The 20418-nt window shown below is 65.2% G+C and carries 17 protein-coding genes and 2 tRNA genes; 12 read left to right on the plus strand and 7 right to left on the minus strand.

Features of this window, described 5'->3' with window-relative positions; all coding sequences use genetic code 11:
• Window positions 1–40: 40 nt before the first annotated feature.
• Window positions 41–1759, plus strand: a complete 1719-nt coding sequence (cysI, locus tag ABRZ00_RS02525) for an assimilatory sulfite reductase (NADPH) hemoprotein subunit (RefSeq protein ID WP_368641253.1) — start codon at window positions 41–43, stop codon at window positions 1757–1759.
• Window positions 1756–3195 (plus strand): siroheme synthase CysG, encoded by a 1440-nt coding sequence (gene cysG, locus ABRZ00_RS02530; RefSeq protein ID WP_368641252.1) that lies wholly within the window; start codon window positions 1756–1758, stop codon window positions 3193–3195. Before cysI ends, cysG begins: the two co-directional genes overlap by 4 nt.
• A gap of 98 nt (window positions 3196–3293) precedes the next feature.
• On the opposite strand, the gene bamC is transcribed toward cysG, so the two are convergent.
• The 4 genes from bamC to ABRZ00_RS02550 form a co-directional block, all read right to left on the minus strand.
• On the minus strand, window positions 3294–4418 hold the full coding sequence (gene bamC / locus ABRZ00_RS02535; protein WP_343837384.1) for an outer membrane protein assembly factor BamC: 1125 nt from the start codon (window positions 4416–4418) through the stop codon (window positions 3294–3296).
• Window positions 4419–4420: 2 nt separating this feature from the next.
• The gene (dapA, locus tag ABRZ00_RS02540) at window positions 4421–5323 is read right to left on the minus strand and encodes a 4-hydroxy-tetrahydrodipicolinate synthase (protein ID WP_343837216.1); all 903 of its coding nucleotides are present in this window, start codon (window positions 5321–5323) and stop codon (window positions 4421–4423) included.
• An 82-nt stretch (window positions 5324–5405) separates the two neighbouring features.
• Window positions 5406–6059, minus strand: a complete 654-nt coding sequence (locus ABRZ00_RS02545; RefSeq protein WP_368640266.1) for a site-2 protease family protein — start codon at window positions 6057–6059, stop codon at window positions 5406–5408.
• Window positions 6060–6135: 76 nt separating this feature from the next.
• A complete protein-coding gene (locus ABRZ00_RS02550; protein ID WP_368641251.1) occupies window positions 6136–6762 on the minus strand; it encodes an L-threonylcarbamoyladenylate synthase in 627 nt (208 codons plus the stop codon).
• Between the two features lie 195 nt (window positions 6763–6957).
• Here ABRZ00_RS02550 and ABRZ00_RS02555 point away from each other — a divergent pair.
• The 5 genes from ABRZ00_RS02555 to ABRZ00_RS02575 all read left to right on the plus strand — a co-directional run bounded on the left by ABRZ00_RS02555 (window position 6958) and on the right by ABRZ00_RS02575 (window position 10669).
• Window positions 6958–7033 (plus strand) — tRNA-His (locus ABRZ00_RS02555).
• 58 nt (window positions 7034–7091) lie between these two features.
• Window positions 7092–7604, plus strand: coding sequence for a multidrug/biocide efflux PACE transporter (locus tag ABRZ00_RS02560; protein WP_368641250.1), 513 nt, complete (start codon window positions 7092–7094; stop codon window positions 7602–7604).
• Window positions 7605–7651: 47 nt separating this feature from the next.
• On the plus strand, window positions 7652–7948 hold the full coding sequence (locus ABRZ00_RS02565) for a hypothetical protein (RefSeq protein ID WP_368641249.1): 297 nt from the start codon (window positions 7652–7654) through the stop codon (window positions 7946–7948).
• Entirely contained in the window at window positions 7945–9399 is a 1455-nt protein-coding gene (locus ABRZ00_RS02570; protein WP_343837226.1) for a phospholipase D-like domain-containing protein, read from the plus strand. The genes ABRZ00_RS02565 and ABRZ00_RS02570 overlap by 4 nt, the downstream gene beginning before the upstream one ends.
• 61 nt (window positions 9400–9460) lie before the next feature.
• On the plus strand, window positions 9461–10669 hold the full coding sequence (locus ABRZ00_RS02575; RefSeq protein WP_368641248.1) for a PLP-dependent aspartate aminotransferase family protein: 1209 nt from the start codon (window positions 9461–9463) through the stop codon (window positions 10667–10669).
• 8 nt (window positions 10670–10677) lie between these two features.
• On the opposite strand, the gene ABRZ00_RS02580 is transcribed toward ABRZ00_RS02575, so the two are convergent.
• From ABRZ00_RS02580 to ABRZ00_RS02590, 3 genes are all read right to left on the minus strand, one after another.
• Entirely contained in the window at window positions 10678–11157 is a 480-nt protein-coding gene (locus ABRZ00_RS02580; RefSeq protein ID WP_368641247.1) for a carboxymuconolactone decarboxylase family protein, read from the minus strand.
• A gap of 215 nt (window positions 11158–11372) precedes the next feature.
• Window positions 11373–13082, minus strand: coding sequence for a cation acetate symporter (locus tag ABRZ00_RS02585; protein WP_368642807.1), 1710 nt, complete (start codon window positions 13080–13082; stop codon window positions 11373–11375).
• A gap of 11 nt (window positions 13083–13093) precedes the next feature.
• Window positions 13094–13402 (minus strand): DUF485 domain-containing protein, encoded by a 309-nt coding sequence (locus tag ABRZ00_RS02590; protein ID WP_368641246.1) that lies wholly within the window; start codon window positions 13400–13402, stop codon window positions 13094–13096.
• Between the two features lie 213 nt (window positions 13403–13615).
• Between ABRZ00_RS02590 and ABRZ00_RS02595 the strand changes: the two genes are divergently transcribed.
• From ABRZ00_RS02595 to ABRZ00_RS02615, 5 genes are all read left to right on the plus strand, one after another.
• Window positions 13616–13692, plus strand: a tRNA-Arg gene (locus ABRZ00_RS02595).
• Window positions 13693–13780: 88 nt separating this feature from the next.
• Window positions 13781–14959, plus strand: coding sequence for an acyl-protein synthase (locus ABRZ00_RS02600; protein WP_368641245.1), 1179 nt, complete (start codon window positions 13781–13783; stop codon window positions 14957–14959).
• The gene (locus ABRZ00_RS02605) at window positions 14949–17498 is read left to right on the plus strand and encodes an acyl-CoA reductase (RefSeq protein WP_368641244.1); all 2550 of its coding nucleotides are present in this window, start codon (window positions 14949–14951) and stop codon (window positions 17496–17498) included. The genes ABRZ00_RS02600 and ABRZ00_RS02605 overlap by 11 nt, the downstream gene beginning before the upstream one ends.
• 20 nt (window positions 17499–17518) lie before the next feature.
• Window positions 17519–18802: an AMP-binding protein gene (locus ABRZ00_RS02610; protein ID WP_343837240.1), complete on the plus strand. Its 1284-nt coding sequence runs from the start codon at window positions 17519–17521 to the stop codon at window positions 18800–18802.
• Window positions 18799–20307 carry an ATP-binding protein gene (locus ABRZ00_RS02615; protein WP_368644405.1) on the plus strand — a complete coding sequence of 503 codons (1509 nt, stop codon included), beginning with the start codon at window positions 18799–18801 and terminating at the stop codon, window positions 20305–20307. The genes ABRZ00_RS02610 and ABRZ00_RS02615 overlap by 4 nt, the downstream gene beginning before the upstream one ends.
• Window positions 20308–20418 lie beyond the last annotated feature (111 nt).

The following is a 20418-nucleotide window of genomic DNA, read 5'->3' on the forward strand; positions in this document are numbered from 1 at the left end:
CGGACCGGCACCTCTTCAACCCTATTGAGCCATACCCGACATGAGTGTTTCCCCCCTGTCCCCCCTGGAAGACATCAAGACCGGCAGCCGCTTCCTGCGCGGCACCATCGCCCGCGAACTGGAAAATCCGGTCACCGGCGCCATCCCCGAAGCCGACACCAAACTGCTGAAATTCCACGGCAGCTACATGCAGGACGACCGCGACATCCGCGATGAACGACGCAAACAGAAACTGGAACCGGCCTACGCCTTCATGGTGCGCGCCCGCCTGCCGGGCGGCGTGATCAGCCCCGACCAATGGCTGGCCCTGGACGAACTGGCACAAAAATACGCCACCCGCGGCCTGCGCATCACCACCCGCCAGACCTTCCAGTGGCACGGCATCCTGAAGCGCAATCTGCGCGCCTTCATGCAAGGCATCCACGAGGCTCGCGCCACCACCATCGCCGCCTGCGGCGACGTGAACCGCCAGGTCATCAGTTCGGTCAACCCGCACCTGTCCAGCCAGCACGCGCTGACGCAACAATGGGTGCAGCGCCTGTCCGACCACTTCCTGCCCCGCACCAGCGCCTACGCCGAGATCTGGCTGGGCGGCGAACAGGTCGGCGAGGCGGCGGACGAAGAGCCCATCTACGGCAACAATTCCGCCTACCTGCCGCGCAAGTTCAAGATCGGCGTCGCCCTGCCGCCGACCAACGACTGCGATGTCTTCGCCAACGACCTGGGCCTGGTCGCCATCATCGAGGACGGAAAACTGCAAGGCTTCAACGTGGCGGTGGGCGGGGGCATGGGCGCTACGGCGGGCGACCCGACCACCTACCCGCGCCTGGGCACGCTGATCGGCTTTACCCGGCCGGAAAACGTCGTGGCCGTGGCCGAGGCCGTGGTCACCCTGCAGCGCGACCACGGCGACCGCAAGGAGCGCCAGCATGCGCGCCTGAAATACACCGTGGACCGCCTGGGCGTGGACTGGTTCCGCGAGCAGGTCGCGCTGCGCAGCGGCGCCCCCCTGGAGCCGTTGCGCCCCTATCGCTTCGAACGCAACGGCGACCGCTACGGCTGGGCGCGCGGCGAGGACGGACGCTGGCACCTGGGGCTGTACGTCTCCTCGGGCCGATTGTGGGACCAGGACGGTCTGCGCCTGCAGACCGGCATGCGCGAGATCGCCAGGATCCTGAAGGGCGAATTCCGCCTGACCTGCAACCAGAACCTGGTGATCGCCAATGTGGACGAGGCCGACCGCGCCGCCATCGACGCCCTGGTCGAGGCATACGGGCTGGACGGCTACAAGGAGCAAAGCGGCATCCGCCGCCACCACATCGCCTGCGTCGCGCTGCCTACGTGCGGGCTGGCGATGGCCGAGAGCGAGCGCTACGCCCCGGTGCTGCTGCCCAAGCTGGAGGCGCTGCTGGATACGCACGGCCTGCGCGACGCGCCCATCCTGCTGCGCCTGTCGGGCTGCCCGAACGGCTGTTCGCGCCCCTACCTGGGCGAGATCGCTTTGGTCGGCCGCGCCCTGGGGCGCTACGACCTGCGCCTGGGCGCGGACTTCATCGGCGAGCGCCTGAACGTTCTCTACCGCGAAAACATCACCGAAGACGACATCCTGTCCAGCCTGGACGCCCTGTTCGGCCAATATGCGCGCGAGCGCATCGCGGAGGAAGGTTTCGGCGACTTCCTGGTGCGCGCCGGCGTGATCCAGGCGGACGCGCGCGACCCGCACATTGCGGCGCCCGGCAACAAGGCGAGCGCGGCATGAACCACTTTCCGCTGTTCGCCGACTTGAAAGGCCGCACGGCCCTCGTCGTCGGGGCGGGCCTGGTGGCCGAACGCAAGATCGCGCTGCTGCGCGCCGCGGGCGCCCGGGTGATCGTCAACGCCCGTGCCGCGCATCCCCAGGTGCAAGCGCGCGTCCAGCAGGGCGAGATCGAACTGCGCCTGGGCGAATTCGACCCCGCCCTGCTGGACGAAGCCTGGCTGGCCGTCGCCGCCACCAACGACCGCGAACAGAACCGGCGCGTGGCCGACGCCGCCGCCGCCCGCCGCCTGTTCTGCAATGTCGTGGACGACCCCGAACTGTCCAGCGTCCAGGTGCCGGCCATCGTCGACCGGGCGCCGCTCACCATCGCCATTTCATCGGGCGGCGCCGCACCCGTGATCGCCCGGCGGCTGCGCGAGCGCATTGAATCGCTGTTCGATCCGGCCCTGGGCGCCTTGGCGGCCCTGGCGCAGCGCAAGCGGCCGGTCATTCGCCAGGCGCGGCCGCAACTGCGGGCGCGCCGGGACTTCTACGACTGGCTCTTGGACGGCCCCGTCCTGGGCGCCTTGCGGCGCGGCCGCGGCGACGAGGCGGAATCCCTGCTGGATCAGGCCCTGTCCGCCCGCACCCCGCCCCCGGCGGGCAAAGTGCTGCTGGTCGGCGCGGGGCCCGGCGACCCCGGCTTGCTGACGCTGCGCGGGCTGCGCGCCCTGAACGAAGCCGACGTGATCCTGGCCGACCGCCTGGTCAGCCCCGCCGTACTGTCGCTGGCGCGGCGCGACGCGCACGTGATCGACGTGGGCAAGGCGCCCGGCGGACCGCACGAATCCACCCAGGCCCGTATCCATGCCTTGATGGTGTCGCATGCGCGCCAGGGACGGTGCGTGGTGCGTCTGAAAGGCGGCGACCCCATGGTCTTTGGCCGGGGCGGCGAAGAGCTGCAGCACCTGAAGCGGCACGGCATCGCCTATGAAGTCGTGCCCGGCATCACGGCCGCACTGGCCTGCGGCGCCTATGCCGGCATCCCATTGACGCATCGCGACCACGCGCAATCCCTGACGCTGGCCACCGCGCACCGGCGGGCGCAAACCGGCCCTCTCGCGTCGCCCGACGCCACGCGCGGCGATGGCCGGACACGGGTCTACTACATGGGGGTGGAGCGTCTGCCGGCGCTGCGCGCGCAACTGCTGGCCGAAGGCCATGCCTCCGGGCTGCCGTGCGCCCTGGTGGAAAACGGCTCGCGGCCCGGGCAACGCACTCTGCATGCCACGCTGGGATCGGTCGTGGAAGAAGCGCGCCGCCACGCCATCCGTTCGCCCGCCCTGCTCATCGTCGGCGAGACCGCCTCTCTGGGCATGGATCTGGCCTGGTTCGGCGAGACGCTGCAAACGCCACCGGCGGGCGGCGCCGACATCCAGCGGCAGGCCGCCGCCTGAACCGCGCGTCCGCGGCGGGCCCGGCCCCTCGCGGCCCCCGCCTCGAAAGCAAAAGGCCAGGATTCCAATCCTGGCCTTCTGCATGACGCGGATGCGGCCTACTGGGTTTCCTTCAGGTTTTTCGCCAGCACCGACAAGATGCGGCGCGCCGTGTCGTCGGCCTTGGGCTGGCCGGCCTCGTCGCGCACGCTGACCTCGGTGCCGCCGCCCTGCTGCGCCAGATGAATGCGCAGCTTCTGGGGTTCCGCCGTATTGCGCGTGCCGAACAGGCGGCCGAAGACAGTCTGCTGCTCGATCTTTTCGCCCGAATCGGTATCCAGGTAGCGGATGTAGTAATCGCCCTGGTCGCGATTGCGGTCTTCGACCGTGAAGCGGGCCGAATCAATGGCCACGCCGACGCGGCGCCAGGCCCGGTCGAAAGGCTCGCCCACGGTGAGGGATGTCTGGTCGGCAGAGAGCTGGGCGGCAGACACCGTGGCGGCGCCCGCCTCGGCGGCCTTGACCTGCTGCGCGGCCTGCTGCTGGTCGGTGCCCAGGTAGACCATCAGGCGCGCCAGCATGGCGGCATTCAGACCCGGATCTTCCTTGCCGAAGACCCACTTGAAGGCCGTGCCATCGCCCGTGGGGGTTTCTTCCATGTGCTGGTGGCTGAAATAGACCTCGGTCTTGCCGTTCACGCGCTCCAGGCGGGTGGTGAAGCGGTCGCGTTCGCCGCTGTCGAAGACCTGGTCCAGCACGCTGCCCAGGGCGTTGCGCAGCCAGCCCTCGGGGATCTTGGCGCGGTTTTCCGCCCAATCGGTCTCGATCAGGCCCGCCTGGGGGTTCTGGGAGTGGATGGTGAAGCCTTGCTCGCCCCAGAATTCGATGATCTTCGGATACAGGGTTTCGGCGGGTTCGTTGACGACCAGCCAGCGCAGCGTCCCGTCGCGCATGACCTCGACGCCGGGGGTCCGGGGCAGCACGCGGTCGGCGGGATCGGCGCTTTGCGTGTTCTGGCGGGCCTGATAGTCGCTCAGACGGGCAACGCCTTCGGGAGCCACGTAATGGGTGTTCTTGTTGGCTTGGGTCAGGTCGGGCGGAATCGACAGCGGATCCCCCGTGACGGTGCTCTTGTATTCGATCGACTCGGACTGCCCGGTCAATTGGCCGAGCGTCGAGCAGGCGGACAGGGACAGCAGACCCGCCAGCACCAGGCTGGTCCGGGTAAGCGGCATGTGTTTCATCATCACAGAGAACCTGCTTCAATCAGGGCTTGGCGCACAACGGTGCGTAACGAATCCGACAAGGGGGTGAGCGGCAGGCGGTAGCCCAGTTGGGTCAGGCCCATCTCGGCGACGGCCCACTTGACGGGGATAGGGTTGGCTTCGAGGAACAGCACGCGGCTCAGCGTCGCGAGCTGCTTGTTCAGCCGGCGGGTTTCGGGCACGTCGCCCCGCAGCGCGGCGGCGCACAGGTCGTGCATCAGGCGCGGCGCGACGTTGGCGGTGACGGAGATATTGCCCCGGCCGCCCAGCAGGATCAGCGCGGCCGCGGTGGGGTCGTCGCCGCTGATGACATGGAAGCCTTCGGGCGCGGCCGCGATCAGTTGGGCGCCGCGGGCGATATTGCCGGTGGCGTCTTTGACGCCGATGATGCCGGGCACCTGGGCCAGACGCAGGATGGTCTCGTTGGACAGATCCGCCACGGTGCGCCCCGGCACGTTGTACAGGATGCTGGGCAGGTCGCCGGATTCGGCGATGGCGCGAAAGTGCTGGTACAGGCCTTCCTGGGTGGGCTTGTTGTAATAGGGGACGACCGTCAGGCCGGCCGCGGCGCCCGCCGCGTAGGCATGGCGCTGCAGTTCGATGGCTTCCGCGGTGGAATTGCCGCCGGTGCCCGCGATCACGGGGATGCGCCCGTCGGCGTGGCGCACGGCCAGTTCGATGAGTTCGGCCTGCTCTTGCACGGTAACCGTGGGGGATTCACCGGACGTGCCGACCACCACCAGGGCGTCGGTGCCCTGCTCGACGTGCCAGTCGATCAGTTTTCGGAAGGCTTCCAGGTCCAGTTGCCCATCGGGATGCATGGGCGTGACCAGGGCAACCATGCTGCCCTGAAAGACTGGGGTCGATGAATCCGAACCGGCCATGATGAGGAATGCCTCCGCAAGACGCCCGGAAAGGATCCCGAGCGAAACAAAAAGCCAAGTTTACCGGATTCGGACCGGCGATCTATAAAAATCCGCTGACGACCCACTGGCCCAGTTTCAGGAGCGGCAGCATCAGGGGCCAGAGCCACCCGAGCATCATCAGCACGATCAGGATCACCAGCCCGTAGGGCTCGATGCGGCCATAGCGCCAGGCCAGGCGGGGCGGCAGCAGGCTGAAGACGATCCGCCCTCCGTCCAGCGGCGGCAACGGCAGCAGATTGAGCGCCATCAGGATCAGATTGACCTGGACCCCGGCCTGTGCCATCAATGCCCAGAAATCCCCGGGGCCGCCGATCAGGCCCGCCATCAGCAAGACGCGCAGGAACAGCACCCAACCGATGGCCATCAGCAGGTTGGAAGCCGGCCCCGCCAGCGCCACCCACAGCATGTCGCGCTTGGGCCGGCGCAGGCGGCCCCAGTCGACCGGCACGGGCTTGGCCCAGCCGAACAGCAGCCCGCCGCCCATGAGCTTGGTGGTGAACAGCAGGACCAGCGGCACGACGATCGTCCCCATCGGGTCGATGTGCCGCAGGGGATTCAGGCTGATGCGGCCGGCCTGCGCAGCCGTGGGGTCGCCGAAATAACGCGCCACGTAGCCGTGCGCGGCCTCGTGCAGGGTAATGGCGAACAGGACCGGCAGGGCATAGACGGCGAGGGTCTGGATCAGATTGTCCACAGGAACTCGGAAGTGCGAAGCGCCGGCCGATGGCCGGCAAACCCCGTAAGCTTAACCGCTTGCGCCGCAGGCGGTGTCAGGCCAGGCCCAGAGCGGCCGGATCGCCGCGCCCGACGCGCACGACTTTGGGGGGTTCCTCCGTCAGATCGATGACGGTGGTGGGCTCGAAGGGGCAGGAGCCGCCATCGACGATGGCGGCCAGGTCGTGCTGGTAGCGGCCGACGATGTCCTGGGCGTCGTTCAGGGGCAGGGTTTCATCGCGCGGGATCAAAGTGGTCGACAGCAGCGGCGAGCCGGCCGCCTCGATCAGGGCCAGCGCGACCCGGTGCTCGGGCACGCGGATGCCGATGGTCTTGCGCGAGGGATGCGAAACGCGGCGGGGAACCTCTTTGGTGGCTTCCAGAATGAAAGTCCAGGGGCCCGGCGTGGCCAGCTTCAGCAGCCGGTACTGGGGATTGTCGACTTTGGCGAAGTGGCTGATTTCCGCCAGATCGCGGCACAGCAAGGTCAGATGATGGCGTTCGTCCAGGCCGCGCAGCCGCCGCAGGCGTTCGGCGGCGTCCTTGTCGTCCAGGCGCGCCACGACGGCATAGCTGGAATCGGTGGGGACAGCCACCAGCCCTCCCTGGGCCAGCAGGTCTCCGGCCTGCTGAAGCAGCCTGGATTGCGGGTTTTCGGGGTGGACGACGAAAATCTGTGCCATGAGAGGGTTCCTTATGGGAGAAGTCCGGCCGCCAGGGGCACGGCCTGCGGCCGGGCCAATTTCCGGGCGGCCCCGGCAAACCGCTGAAATCAAATCCGTAACCGATAACATGACCTAAAACGGGATGACGATCAAGCGCCGGACGACTGCCTGCAAAAGGATTTCAGGCATGCTAGAATTCCTGTTCTCTGAGTGGTGACCGTAGCTCAGTTGGTAGAGTCCCGGATTGTGATTCCGGTTGTCGTGGGTTCGAGCCCCATCGGTCACCCCATTTTTTTATTGCCGTGCCGCCTCCGGGCGCAGAAAGCCAAGGCTGCCGCACGGAATATGTGCTCCCGGCTCACGGGCTGGCGGGGACGACCCCGCCCGATCGCATCCACGCGGTGACGACACCGCCGCAGCGAACCTTCTCCATGCAGATCCACGACCGCCCGTTATCCGAACGCGTCTTCCACGCGTTGGCGTTCGAAATCCTCGCCATCGGCATTTCCGCCCCCCTGGCCGCCTGGATCACCGGGCACGGCCTGTTCGACATGGGCGTGCTCACCGCCGTCATCGCCACCATCGCCGTGGTCTGGAACATGCTGTACAACTGGCTGTTCGACCGCCTGCAGGCGCGCACCGGCTTCGAGCGCACCTACGGCGCGCGGGTGGCCCACGCCTGCGGCTTCGAGGGCGGCCTGATCGTGATCGCCATCCCCTTCGTCGCCTGGTGGCTGGACATCTCTCTCTGGCACGCCCTGGTGCTGGACATCGGCTTCGTCCTGTTCTACCTGCCCTACGGCTTTCTTTTCAACCTCGGGTATGACAAGATTCGACAGAATCTGATCGCAGCCGACTGACGGCCCGGCGCGCCGCCGGGTGCGGCGGCCGCACTCCGGAAAGCCGCATGAACGCACCCTTCGATCCCACGCCGGCCGACCCGGCTCCCGACTGGTCTCTGGCCCCCGAAGGCTGGCACTGGTCCGCGCAGGACGCGGACGGCCGTTGGTACTGGTATCGCACCGAGCCCGTGCCCGGCATCGGCGGCGGGGTCTGGCGCTCCAATTCCCGCAATCAGCAATACGCCGCCGCCGGCCGGCCCAACCCGGATTGGTTCGAATCCCTGCGCCGCCGCCCCGGAACGGAGCAGGCATCCGACCCCGACGGCCCGCCGCGCCCAGCCGGCCCGGATTCCTCGCCATGAGCGTCCTTTCCGATTTCCTGGCCGACTACTGGCCGCACCTGGCCGCCCTGCTGTCGCTGGCCTTCAGCCTGGCCGTCGCGGCCAAGGCCGCCATGCAGAAGAACGACGTACGGGCGGCGATCGCCTGGGTCGGGGTGATCCTGATGTCGCCCATCGCCGGCCCTTTCCTGTATCTGATCGCGGGCATCAACCGCATCCGCCACGACCAGATGTCCACCCAGCGCAGCCGCCTGATCAAGGACTACGTCAACAGCGCGCGTGCGCCCTTCGGCGACGTCGCCCCGGTATCCGGCCCGCAATTCGCCTCGCTGCGGATCCTGTGCGATCAGGTCGGCCGGTTTCCGCTGCAGGACGGAAACCACATCACGCTGCTCGATGGCGGCGACGAAGCCTATCCGGCCATGCTGCAGGCGATCGACGAGGCCCACCACTGCATCGCGCTGCAAAGCTACATCTTCGATCACGACCGCATCGGCCTGCGCTTTGCCGAGGCCCTGCGGGACGCCCAGGCGCGCGGCGTCGAGATCCGGGTGCTGATCGACGCCGTCGGCGCACGCTATTCCCATCCGCCCATCCTGCGCCTGTTGCAGCGCAACGGCATCCGCGCCGACCGCTTCATGACCAACCCGCTGGGCTTGCGCTCGGCCTACGCCAACCTGCGCAGCCACCGCAAGATCCTGTTCGTCGACGGCCACCTGGGCTTCATGGGCGGCATGAACATCCGCGAAAGCTTCATGACGTCCCTGGCGGGCCGGCGGGCGGACCACGACACGCACTTCCGCATCGAAGGGCCGCTGGCCACCCAGTTGTTCGCCGTCTTCGCCAATGATTGGGAGTTCGCCACCGGCGAGCGCCTGCGCATCGAAGACTGGGTCCGGGTCTCTCCGCTGCCGCCGCCGCCCCGGGTGCCGGCGCGCTGCATCCGCAGCGGCCCCGACCGCTTCATGGCGGCCACGCATCGCGTGCTGCTGGGCGCTCTGGCCGTGGCCCAGCGCCACGTCCGCATCCAGTCGCCCTACTTCCTGCCCGACCAGACCTTGATCGGCGCACTGAACACGGCCGCGCGCCGCGGCATCCGGGTGGACATCGTGATCCCGGGACGCAACAATCTGCGCCTGGTGAACTATGCCATGACCGCCCAGTTGGCCCAGGTCCTGGAAGGCGGCTGCCGTGTCTGGCGCCGCCGGGGGAACTTCGATCACTCCAAGCTGCTCACCGTGGACGATGCGTGGTCCTACGTAGGCTCCTCCAACCTGGATCCGCGCAGCCTGCGGCTGAATTTCGAGCTGGATCTGGAAATCTACGACCGCACCCTGGCCGAGCAGATCGGGCGGCGCATCGACGCGGGCATCGAGCAATCCGAGCGCGTGACCCTGGAGACCCTGAATGCCCTGCCTTACCTGAAACGGCTACGCAACCGGATCATCTGGCTGGCCAGCCCGTATCTCTGAGGCGCCGGCGTCCCGGGCGTATGATGGGCGCCTGTCCCATTCTTGCGCAGGAGCCCGTTTCATGAACCCGTCCCGGCCCGATACCCCCGACGCGCCCTGGCGCGAACAGACCCTGGTGCTGCACGGCGATGCCGCCTGCGGCCATGGGGCCGATGTGGTCTCGCCGATTCACTACAGCGCCACCTTTCGCGCCGAAACCGCCGAGCAGTTCTCGGGCATGGCCACCACCGTGCGGCCGGCGACCTTCTACACGCGCCATGGCAATCCGGTGCACAAGCGCGTCGAGGCCATCCTCGCCGGCCTGGAAGGCACTGAAAGCGCGCTGCTGACGGGTTCGGGCATGGGCGCCATCTGCACCACCATCCTGGCGCTGCTAAAGGCCGGCGACCATGTCGTGGCCCAGCAGCGCCACTACATGAGCACCTCCAAGCTGTTTGCCGAAGTCCTGACCCGCTACGGCGTGCAGGTCAGCTTCTTCGACCAGACGGACCTGGACAGCCTGCGCGCCGCGCTGCGCCCGGACACGAAACTGATCATGGTGGAAACGCCGGTCAACCCCAGCCTGTCGATCACGGACCTGGCGGCGGTGGCCGAGATCGCCCGCCCGCGCGGCATCCTGACCGTGGCCGACAACACCTTCGCCTCGCCGCTGAACCAGCGCCCGCACGATCTGGGCATCGACATCGTGGTGCACAGCGCCACCAAGTACCTGGGCGGCCACCACGACCTGATGGCGGGCGCCATCTGCTGCAGCGATGCGCTGGCCGAGACCATCTGGAAGATGCACGTCACCCTGGGCGCGGTGCTTTCTCCCATGGACGCCTGGCTGCTGCTGCGCGGCCTGCGCACGCTGTCGCTGCGCATGGAGCGCATCAACGCCAACGCGCTGGCGGTGGCGCAATGGCTGGAAACCCGGCCGGAAGTCGAGCAGGTCTTCTACCCCGGCCTGGAAAGCCATCCGCAACACGCCCTCGCGGCCCGCCAGATGCGCGGCTTCGGCGCCGTGGTGGCCTACTCGATCCGGGGCGGCTACGCCGCCACCCAACGCTTCGTGGGGGCGCTCAAACTGGCCACCCAGGCGGTCAGCCTGGGCGGGGTGGAAACCCTGGCGGTGCACACCGCATCCATGTGGGCCAGCTCCATGACAGAGGCCGACATGCGGGCCGCCGGCATCGAACCGAATTTCATCCGCATGTCGGTGGGCGTGGAGCACGTGGACGACCTGAAGGCCGATCTGGCCCAGGCCCTGGAAAAAGCCATGCAGGCCTAGGCGCGGGCTCAGTTCAAGCCGGCCTTGTCCAGCCCGAACTGCGCATCGGCCGAACCCGGCACCGGCTGGAAGGCCACCCCCAGGCGATTCCAGCCGTTGATGGCGACGACCAGAAAACTCAGCGCGGCCAGTTCTTTGTCGGACAGTTGATCCCGCACGCGCTGGAACACCGCATCGGGCACGCCCTCGGGCGAAAGCCGCGTCAAGGCCTCGGTCCATTCCAAAATGGCCTTTTCCTTGGCCGTGAACAAAGGCGACTCGCGCCACACCGCCACATGATGCAGGCGCAGTTCGCGCTCGCCCAGGATTTTGGCCTCTTTGACGTGCATGTCCACGCAGAAGGCGCAGCCATTGATCTGCGAGGCCCTCAAGGTCACCAGATGGCCGATTTCCGCCAGAAAAGGATCGGCATGGAGCAACTGGCTGAATTCACTGTATTTGCGAGCGGCCTCGGGCGCGGCCAGATAGTAGTTGAGACGCTGGGTCATGATGGGTTCGACTCCGGAAAACAGGCAAAAAACACCCGACATTGTGCGCCCATCGCGTCTTGCTTGACCACCGGTGGCGTCCGCGCCGAAAAAAGAAACACCCCGGCGGCCTGTCACGGCCGCCGGGGTGCGAGAGCCCCCGGACAAGCGGCAGGCACAGCCCGCCCCGGGGAAGCGCGTGCAGCGGCGGCCCTCACCGGCCGCCGCCCGCAGGATCAGTGCGCGCTGGCGGCGGACGCACCGATCCCGGTTTCACTGCGCACGGTCTGGGCTTCGAAACCGGCCCGGTCGATCCGGGCGCGTTCGCTGCGGTCCGTGACCGAGAACAGCCAGATCGACACGAAACCGATCGTCATGGAGAACAGCGCCGGGGAGGCATAGGGGAACCAGGCCGATCCCGCCGGATTGCCCAGCGTCACCTCCCACACCGACGGCGACACCACCGTCAGGCCCACCGCGCTGATCAGGCCGGCGAAGCCGCCGATCATTGCGCCGCGCGTGGTGCAGCCCTTCCACAGTACCGACATGAACAGCACCGGAAAATTGGCCGAGGCCGCCACCGCGAACGCCAGCGACACCATGAAGGCGATGTTCTGTTTCTCGAACGCGATGCCCAGCACCACGGCCACGATGCCCAGCACCACGGTCGTGATCTTGGCGACCCGCATTTCCTGCTCTCGCGTGGCCTGGCCCTTCTTGACCAGCGTGGCGAAGAGATCATGCGACACCGCCGACGTGCCCGACAGCGTCAGGCCAGCCACCACCGCCAGGATCGTGGCGAAGGCCACGGCCGACATGAAGCCCAGGAACACATTGCCGCCCACGGCGTCCGCCAGGTGCACGGCCGCCATGTTGCCGCCGCCGATCAAGGCGCCGGCCGCATCCAGGAACTGCGGGTTGGTGGACACCAGCACGATCGCGCCGAAACCGATGATGAAGGTCAGAACATAGAAGTAGCCGATCCAGGTCGTGGCCCAGAACACGGACTTGCGCGCCTCGCGCGCATCGGGCACGGTGAAGAAGCGCATCAGGATGTGCGGCAGGCCGGCCGTGCCGAACATCAGCGCCATGCCGAAGGAAATCGCGCTGACCGGATCCTTGATGAAGTTGCCCGGCCCCATGATGGACTGGCCCAGCGCGCCGGATTGCGCCGCGTCCTTGCCCGCATCCAGAGCGGCCAAGGTCTTGATCTCCACGGCGGCAGCGAACAGGCGCTCGGGCGAGAAGCCATAGTGCGCCAGCACCATCAGCGCCATGAAGGACGCGCCGGCCAGCAGCAGGGCCGCCTTGATGATCTGCACCCACGTGGTGGCCGTCATGCCGCCAAACAGCACGTAGACCATCATCAGCACGCCGACCACGACCACGGCGATCCAGTACTCCAGGCCGAACAGCAGCTTGATGAGCTGGCCGGCTCCCACCATCTGGGCAATCAGATAGAAGGCCACCACCACGAGGGTGCCCGAAGCCGCGAAGGCGCGGATCGGCCCCTGTTTGAAGCGGTAGGCCGCCACATCGGCGAAAGTGAATTTGCCCAGATTGCGCAAGCGCTCGGCCATCAGGAAGGTCAGGATGGGCCAGCCCACCAGGAAACCGATGGAATAGATCAGGCCGTCATAACCGTTGATCATCACGGCGGCGGAAATCCCCAGGAACGAAGCGGCGGACATATAGTCCCCCGCGATCGCCAGGCCGTTCTGGAAGCCGGTGATGCCCCCGCCCGCCGTGTAGAAATCGGCGGCGGAGCGAGTCCGGCCGGCCGCCCATTTCGTGATCCACAGGGTCAGGAGCACGAACAGACCGAACATCGCGATGGCGGTCCAGTTGGTGGGCTGCCGCTGCAGCTCACCCAGGTCGCCGCCGGCGGCCTGCGCGGTCGAGGCCAGGGACGCCAGGGCCAGGATGGCCGACGCGCGCGGCGTCATGCGATTCAGATTCATTGCCCGGCCTCCTGCACGATCTCGCGGGTCAGGCGATCAAACTCGTTGTTGGCGCGGCGCACGTACAAGCCGGTAATCAGCACGCTGAACACGATGACGCCGAAACCCACCGGAATGCCCCAGGTCATGACGCCTTCGCCCAGTTTCAGCGCGAACAGCTCTTTGTCGAAGGCAATCACGCCGATGAAACTGTAGTACACCAGCAGCATCACCACAGCCAGGGTCCAGCCATAGCGCAGTCGCGTGCGCCGCAAAAGCTGGTATTTCGGGTTCGACACGATGCGCTGTGTCCGGGGGTCTCCCATGTCGGTCTCCTCGTGGGGGTTCGTATGATGCAGTGCAAGATAAAAACCCGACCTTACGAGGGCCTTACACTCCCGTCGCTTCCCGGAAACATCAGGGAAAACACCAGGCCCTGGAATGCACGTTAGAATCCAGAATTCGCGCATATCCGTCGCCCGCAAGCCGTCCACGCCCGACCGGCGACCCGGACCGCATCCGCGGGCGCACATCCCCGACCGCCCTTAGCTCAGCTGGATAGAGCAACGGCCTTCTAAGCCGTAGGTCACAGGTTCGAATCCTGTAGGGCGGGCCAAAAGCTCACCGCCATGGCCGTACAACCTGTTTTAATTTAATCAAGCAGCCTCCGCGATTCCCGGGGGCCCGCAAGAGGGAGAGGCGCAGTGCTTAGTGAACCCGACCCCGCACGTGTCGATGAAGTGCCGGCGTCCGTGCAGGCCTTTTGTGCGATTCCAGATGCCTATACACCAGAGGCCGAGCATCATGAGTTGTTCATGCAAGCCATGCGCGATGTCACGCACTGGCACATGGATCGCTCCCCCTGGTATAGAAACTTCGCCCGCCTGAACGGCATCGACCCCGATCAGTTCCAATCATTGGAAGATGTGCTGTCCATGCCGGGCGTACACGCCAACGTGTTCAAAGGGCACGAGATCCGCTCGATTCCGCAGTCGCACGTAGTCGCTCACCTCACTTCTTCCGGCACTACGGGGCAGAAGTCACAGATGTTCTTCGATGATTTCACCCTCACGAATGCCCGGGCCATGGTTGAGCGCTGCCTGCAGGAAAGAGGTTTTCCCTCGACTGAACCGGCTCATTATCTGGTGAACGGCTTTGAACCCTATGAAGGCTTTAAGGTCGGCACCTCGAACACCAATCAATTTCTGACACGATATGCGCCCGCGGCAGAACAATTCTGGACGCTGCGCCATGTGGGCGGCGGCAAGCACGAGTTCGATCCTTTCGGCACGACCCGCAAGCTGCAGGATTGGGCGCGGGGCAGCTCGCCCGTGCGCATTATCGGATTTCCGGCTTTTCTGCATTTCACACTCGAACGCATGCGGCAACTGGGGCTGCCCGACCTGAAATTGCCGCCGGGAAGCTGGGTGGTGTTCGGTGGCGGCTGGAAGAGCCACGCCGACAAGGCCATTTCACGCGAAGAAATGGCGTCTCGCATCGGACGGCAACTGGGCATCCTTCCCAGCCACATCATCGAAAGCTTCGGCTCCGTAGAGCACAGCGTGCCTTACATCGGCTGCGCCCATCAACACCTGCATCAACCCACATGGGCGCGGGTCGTGATCCGCGATGTGAAGACACTGGCACCCGTCCCAGACGGGACCCCGGGTTTCCTTTCTTTTATCTCTCCCTACATCACCTCGGTTCCGGCTCATAGCGTCATCATGGGCGACCTGGCAGTCAAGCATCCTGCCGGCAGTTGCGATTGCCCGGCCCGTGCCGCACCCTGGTTCGAGGTATTGGGTCGGGCAGGCGTGTCAGCCAACCGCAGTTGCGCTGCCGCTGCCGCCCAACTGCTGCGAGGCGATACGAATGGAAATTGAAGACAAGGAACACACCATGGATGCACGTGCGACCGAACGTCACTTCTGGTTCGGCCGATGGCTGTCGCAAGAAGCGCTGGAGCATGAACTCGGCACGCTGGAGGCCCACATCGCCGATACGCTGGTTCAACCTTTCCCCCTTGAAGCTTTGCTTGCCGCCGCGCAGCAGGTCGCCGACTCGCTTGCACAGGGCTCCGAGCTTTATCAGCGCCTTGCCGCACTGGCAGCGCACACCAACGAGCCAGAGGAAGTCGCCCAGCTGCTGCAGGGGGCGGCACAGGCTCTCCAGCGTGATGCCCTGCTGGCTCGCCTGCGCGCAGAGCTAGGCGCGACCCACCCCGCCAGCATTGAGCGCCGGTACCCGGCCCGCCAGTTTGAAGCATGGCTTCCGGTGGGCTGTCTTGTGCATGTAATGCCCTCCAACGTATTTCTGGTCGCAGCACTGGGCTTGATTGAAGGGCTGCTGGCCGGCAACCTGAATATCGTCAAACTCAGTGCCCGCGACTCCTCCTTCGCAGCGGTTTTTGCCGAAGCCTTGTGCGAAGCCGACGCCAGCGGTCAGCTACGCAACTACATTGCGGTCCTGCGTTTTCCATCGAGCGAATCCGCAACGCTTGAGGCGCTGTTCTCGCATGCGGACACCCTCTCTGCCTGGGGCGGTGAATCGGCAATCGCAGCCATCCGTCGCATGGCGCCGCAGGGGGTTCGCGTTGTAACCTGGGGCCACAAGCTCTCGTTCGGTTATCTTGCAGCCGATATCCTGGCCGACGAGACGACCCGCTCCCAGGCATTGAAGGCCTTTTCCGCAGATGTCTGCCGCCTCGATCAGCAGGCATGCTCCAGCCCCCAGACGCTCTTTCTGGAATGCGCCCCCGAAGCCCTGCACGCTTACGCGGATGAACTGGCTGCGCATCTTGCCGCGATCTCGCCCACGATCCCCGGGCAAACGCCGGAAACTGCAGAACAAGCTGAAATCACGACCGTCACCCAGGTTGCAAAAGCGGAGGAAGCGCTGGGCTTGACGCGCGTCATTGAGGACCCCGAAGGCCGCTGGCGTATTTACGTCGATACCCGGCCAGGTTTACGCCCCTCTCCGCTGTTTCGCAGTATCTGGGTCAAGCGCGTCGACCGTGGCCAACTGGTCAAAATGCTGCGTCCCATGCGGGCTTGGCTGCAAACCTGCGGGTTGGCATGTGGCTTGGGTTCGCTCGCTGAACTGACCCGCGCGCTCTTCGCCACCGGCGTGACTCGTGTGGTCCGCCCGGGCGAAATGACCGACAGCTACGTCGGAGCCCCCCATGACGGCGTGTATGCGCTCCAGCAATTCACAAGACGCGTCACCCTCGATGCGCCGGAATCCGCACATGACACAGGCAGCCTCTCTCAGTTGGAAACGACCGCTCCGGGTGCGCCGCCTCTCGTTCCCATCATGACCAAGCAAGGTTTTCTAGAGGCCGCCGCGCCTGTCGGGATTCCCGAACTCATATTCCGCAGCGGCGGCTCCAGCGGCGTGACGGTATTTTCCACTTTTACCTGGGCGGACTACCACGCGCAGATGCAGACAGCCGCCCACGGCCTGCTTGCAGCCGGCTTCGACCCGCAGCAGGACTACGCCATGAATCTGTTCATGGCCGGAAACATGTATGGCAGTTTCATCAGCTTCTGGACGATTCTGGAAAAAATGGGCGCCCGGGTCGTCCCCATGGCCATGGTCACGGACTTCGCCATGATTGCCAGCACCATCGCGCAATTGAAAGTCAACACCCTGATTGGTTCGCCCTCCCACCTGATCGCGCTGTTCGAACAAGAAGGACAGCGCTTGAATGGCGTCGTGGAAAAGGTTTTCTATGGGGGCGAAGCCCTTACCCGCGCCCAGCGGCGGCGGCTGCAGGAAACCTTTGGCGTGCGCACCGTCAAATCCGTGGCTTACGGCTCGAACGATGCCGGCCCCATCGGTTACCAATGCGCCCATTGCACCGGAGGCGAGCATCACTTGTTCGAATCCATCCAAGACATGGAGATCGTCGCACTGGAGGAAGATGCTCCCGTACCGTCAGGAGAAACCGGGCGCATCCTTCTGACCACCTCTGCCAGTTTGCGCAGCCACCCCTCCATCGTCCGTTACGAAATCGGCGATACCGGCCGTTGGCTGGAAGGCCCGTGCGCCTGCGGCCGCCAGGATCGCCGCTTTGAGCTCCAGGGCCGCAGCAGCGACCTCTTCAAGGCCGGCGGGCCGTTCTTCAATGCTCGCCGATTCTCGGATATTCTGGACTCCAAGCTGGAGTATTCCGGCCTTTCCCAGTTGCACGTGCTTGAAGAAGGGAACAACATCATTCTGGAACTGTGGATCCATGAGGGATCCGGTCTGTCGGAAGACGTTGTGGCCCAGAGCATCCGCCGGCACTACCCGGAGGTGGAGTTCTGCTGCACGGTCAGCACGACCTTTCATTTTCGAGTCAAAACCGTTGCGGACGTTGCCTTTGTGCGGGTCGCCGCCAGCGGCAAACTCAAGCCGGTCTGCGACCACCGTATCCACTGAACGGGCACCTCAATGCGACCATGACCACCCCCACCCATCACCCCCGGCTCGCCGGACATCTGCACTTCGTAGCAACGAACTCGCCCTATTACCGGAAGCTCTGGAAAGGCAGCTACGCAGGCACTCACACCCCCTTGGCCGCCTTGCCGACGGCAGCCCTGGACACTTACTGGTCCGCCAACCAACCCGACGGCAATCAGGTATTGACGACCATCCAGCTCGATGGTCCCATCTTCAAAAGCGGCGGCACCACCGGCAACCCCAAGTTCTCCTTCTTCAGCAATGAAGACTGGCGGGCGCTGTGCTCCGCCTTCGGTGCGGGCATGAAGCGGGGAGGCCTGAAGCCGGGTGAGCCGATTGCCAATATGTTCTACGGCGGCCAGATGTATGCATCCTTTCTTTTTATTGGCCGCGCAATTGAGCAAGCCGGCGAGGGGGTGCAGTTTCCTCTTTCAGGCGCCGCCCCTGAAGCGGAGATCATCAAAACGCTGCAACAGTTCCGTATTGAAACGCTCGCGGGCGTGCCCACATCGCTACTGGCCCTCTTGCCCGCACTCGCCGCCACAAAACCCGGCAGCATCCAGTTGAAGCGCTTTCTGTATGGGGGCGAGGCCATCTTCCCTGATCAGATTGCTGCTTTACAGCGAGTATTGCCGGGCTGTGCAGTGCAATCGGTCGGTATCGCGGGGGTGGACTATGGCGAACTGGGCTGGAGCGAACCCGACACCCACCCCGGCATCCATCGCTGCTTTGACGACAGCACCGTGCTGGAAATTCTGGATGACTCAGGCCGCCAAATCCAAGAGCCCGGAGACATTGGGGAACTGGTCATCACCAACTTCAAACGCCGCTTAATGCCCATTGTGCGCTACCCGGTAGGCGATCGCGGCCAGTGGGTAGACCCGCCCGGAACCCCGTTCAGGCGCTTCCAGGTGCTCGGGCGCAGCAACAACTGCGCGCGCATCGGGCCGGTATCGCTCTACGCGGAAGACGTCCAGAATGTGCTCTCGCACGTGCCGGGCTCCGACTGCATCAATTTCCAGTTGCTGATCGAGCACATCGAGCAGCGCGACCGCTGCACCCTGCGCATTGCCGTTGCGGCACCGCAAGCCGTTGCGCCCGGTCTCGGCCAGAAAGTGATCGACGCTTTGCACCGTGAACGCCCCATGATTGCCGACCTCACAGGCCAGGGCGTCATTCATCCGGTCATTGTGCAATGGGTCGAGCCCAGAGCTCTCATCACCAACGCGCGTACTGGAAAAACCCCGCGGGTCGTGGACCGCCGCCAGGAGCCGCAACCATGAACGGCCAGATTGCCGGCCCGCCCTTGTCGTCTGTCCGCCTCCGGATACCCGCCTGCATGGGCGCCATTGCATATGTCCAGCACGCCACGCATTGGTTTGTCGAACAGGCGGAAATGGCGGAACGCCAGAGCTTCGCCATCAATCTCGCCATTGAAGAGCTGATTCTGACACTGCTGCGCCATGCCTTTGATGGGGGCAGTGAGCAAGGCGATCTGGAAATCAGCATCGAACTGCGCAGCACGCTTTTGCGGCTGGAAGTGGCATGCCGCGCTCTGCCCTTCGATCTGAGCATGGTGCCGAGTTACCAGCCGGGCGAGGCAGGTGACGACGCCTCGCTTTCCGTGTTGCTGCTCAAGCACATGGTCGATCGGTACCATCTGCACAACGGCGGGAGGGACGGCTATCGCATACTGCTTGAGTGGTTGCGGCCGCTGGCTCACGTTGAGGAGATGGATCACTCTCCCGCTCCTGAAGGCGCTGCTGTCCAGGCAGATGGGCCTGTCGACCCGATTGCAGAAATTCGCCCCTTGAGAGAAGACGAGGCGCTGGCACTGTCCAGGCTGGTCTATCGCAGCTACGGCTATAGCTACGTCAGCGATTTTCTTTATTACCCCCAGCGGATCGTCGCCCGCTTGCAAGACAAGACGCTGCACTCATGGGTTGCCGTCTCAGAACGAGGAGAACTGGCCGGCCATGCCGCCTTGATGAGCAGCGGGCCCGGCGCTGCTGCCGTTGAATGGGGCATAGGCGTGATCGACCCGCGTTGGCGCGGCCAGAACCTGCTGAGAAAGCTTTCGGCCGAGGTCACCCGCCAAGCCGCTGAAACCGACGCCAGCATTCTATTCGTGCATGCTGTCACCAATCACCCCCTCACACAGAAAAGCGGAATTCGTCTGGGTTTCCAAGTGACCGCCCTGCTGCTGGGATTCGCCCCCGCCGATCTTGAGTTTCGGCACATCCACGACCAGTTGAGCCAAAGAGAAAGCACCTTTATCGGCATCCGCCCACTCAAACCGCTGCCTAAGCAGGCACTGTATCTTCCGGCCCGCCATGCCGACACGATCCGCCTGCTGGCAACAGGCGCAGGCATCGCACTGATTGAAGCAACGGCCTTGACCGCACACCCCGCTGAGGATGCCGTCACCGCCTTCGACACCCTGATCGAGCCGTCGGTCAATGTCGCGTTCATGAATCTCGCCTCGGCCGGCGCCGAGCTCGCCTCCTCGCTCGCGGCTGAACGCAGACGCTTGTGCCGGGAAAAGGTGGACGTCATCTATCTGAATATCGACTTGTCTTCCGCGTATGCGCAATACGCCACCGAAGTCGCTGAAGCCGACGGCTTTTTCCTGGCCGGCTTGACGCCCATGCAACCATGGCCCTACACCCTGACGCTGCAATACCTGAATAACCTGGATTTCGATTACGGTGCCATTCACGCGGTGGGCGAGCAAGCGGAATGGCTCAAGACCCTGGTCCGACAGGAACAGCAAAGAGTCAGTGGCTGATCCCTGTCCACGTCGCCACCCACCATGCGGGCCGCCACGCCACGGACACACTGCGAAACGTGTGCCCCGGCCGCAAATGCTAAAGTTCCGGCACGACTCTGCCTTTGCTTC

It is taken from the genome of Castellaniella ginsengisoli (assembly GCF_040955415.1).
GTDB classification, from domain to species: Bacteria; Pseudomonadota; Gammaproteobacteria; order Burkholderiales; family Burkholderiaceae_B; genus Castellaniella; species Castellaniella ginsengisoli.

Excerpts from the sequence above, each read along its gene's own strand:
- ABRZ00_RS02575 (WP_368641248.1), top strand. The coding sequence starts at position 9,461 with ATGAACCCGTCCCGGCCCGATACCCCCGACGCGCCCTGGCGCGAACAG.
- ABRZ00_RS02590 (WP_368641246.1), bottom strand. The coding sequence starts at position 13,402 with ATGGGAGACCCCCGGACACAGCGCATCGTGTCGAACCCGAAATACCAG.
- ABRZ00_RS02615 (WP_368644405.1), top strand. The coding sequence starts at position 18,799 with ATGAACGGCCAGATTGCCGGCCCGCCCTTGTCGTCTGTCCGCCTCCGG.
- ABRZ00_RS02605 (WP_368641244.1), top strand. The coding sequence starts at position 14,949 with ATGGAAATTGAAGACAAGGAACACACCATGGATGCACGTGCGACCGAA.
- ABRZ00_RS02565 (WP_368641249.1), top strand. The coding sequence starts at position 7,652 with ATGAACGCACCCTTCGATCCCACGCCGGCCGACCCGGCTCCCGACTGG.
- ABRZ00_RS02585 (WP_368642807.1), bottom strand. The coding sequence starts at position 13,082 with ATGACGCCGCGCGCGTCGGCCATCCTGGCCCTGGCGTCCCTGGCCTCG.
- cysG (WP_368641252.1), top strand. The coding sequence starts at position 1,756 with ATGAACCACTTTCCGCTGTTCGCCGACTTGAAAGGCCGCACGGCCCTC.
- cysI (WP_368641253.1), top strand. The coding sequence starts at position 41 with ATGAGTGTTTCCCCCCTGTCCCCCCTGGAAGACATCAAGACCGGCAGC.
- ABRZ00_RS02580 (WP_368641247.1), bottom strand. The coding sequence starts at position 11,157 with ATGACCCAGCGTCTCAACTACTATCTGGCCGCGCCCGAGGCCGCTCGC.
- bamC (WP_343837384.1), bottom strand. The coding sequence starts at position 4,418 with ATGAAACACATGCCGCTTACCCGGACCAGCCTGGTGCTGGCGGGTCTG.
- ABRZ00_RS02570 (WP_343837226.1), top strand. The coding sequence starts at position 7,945 with ATGAGCGTCCTTTCCGATTTCCTGGCCGACTACTGGCCGCACCTGGCC.
- dapA (WP_343837216.1), bottom strand. The coding sequence starts at position 5,323 with ATGGCCGGTTCGGATTCATCGACCCCAGTCTTTCAGGGCAGCATGGTT.
- ABRZ00_RS02610 (WP_343837240.1), top strand. The coding sequence starts at position 17,519 with ATGACCACCCCCACCCATCACCCCCGGCTCGCCGGACATCTGCACTTC.
- ABRZ00_RS02550 (WP_368641251.1), bottom strand. The coding sequence starts at position 6,762 with ATGGCACAGATTTTCGTCGTCCACCCCGAAAACCCGCAATCCAGGCTG.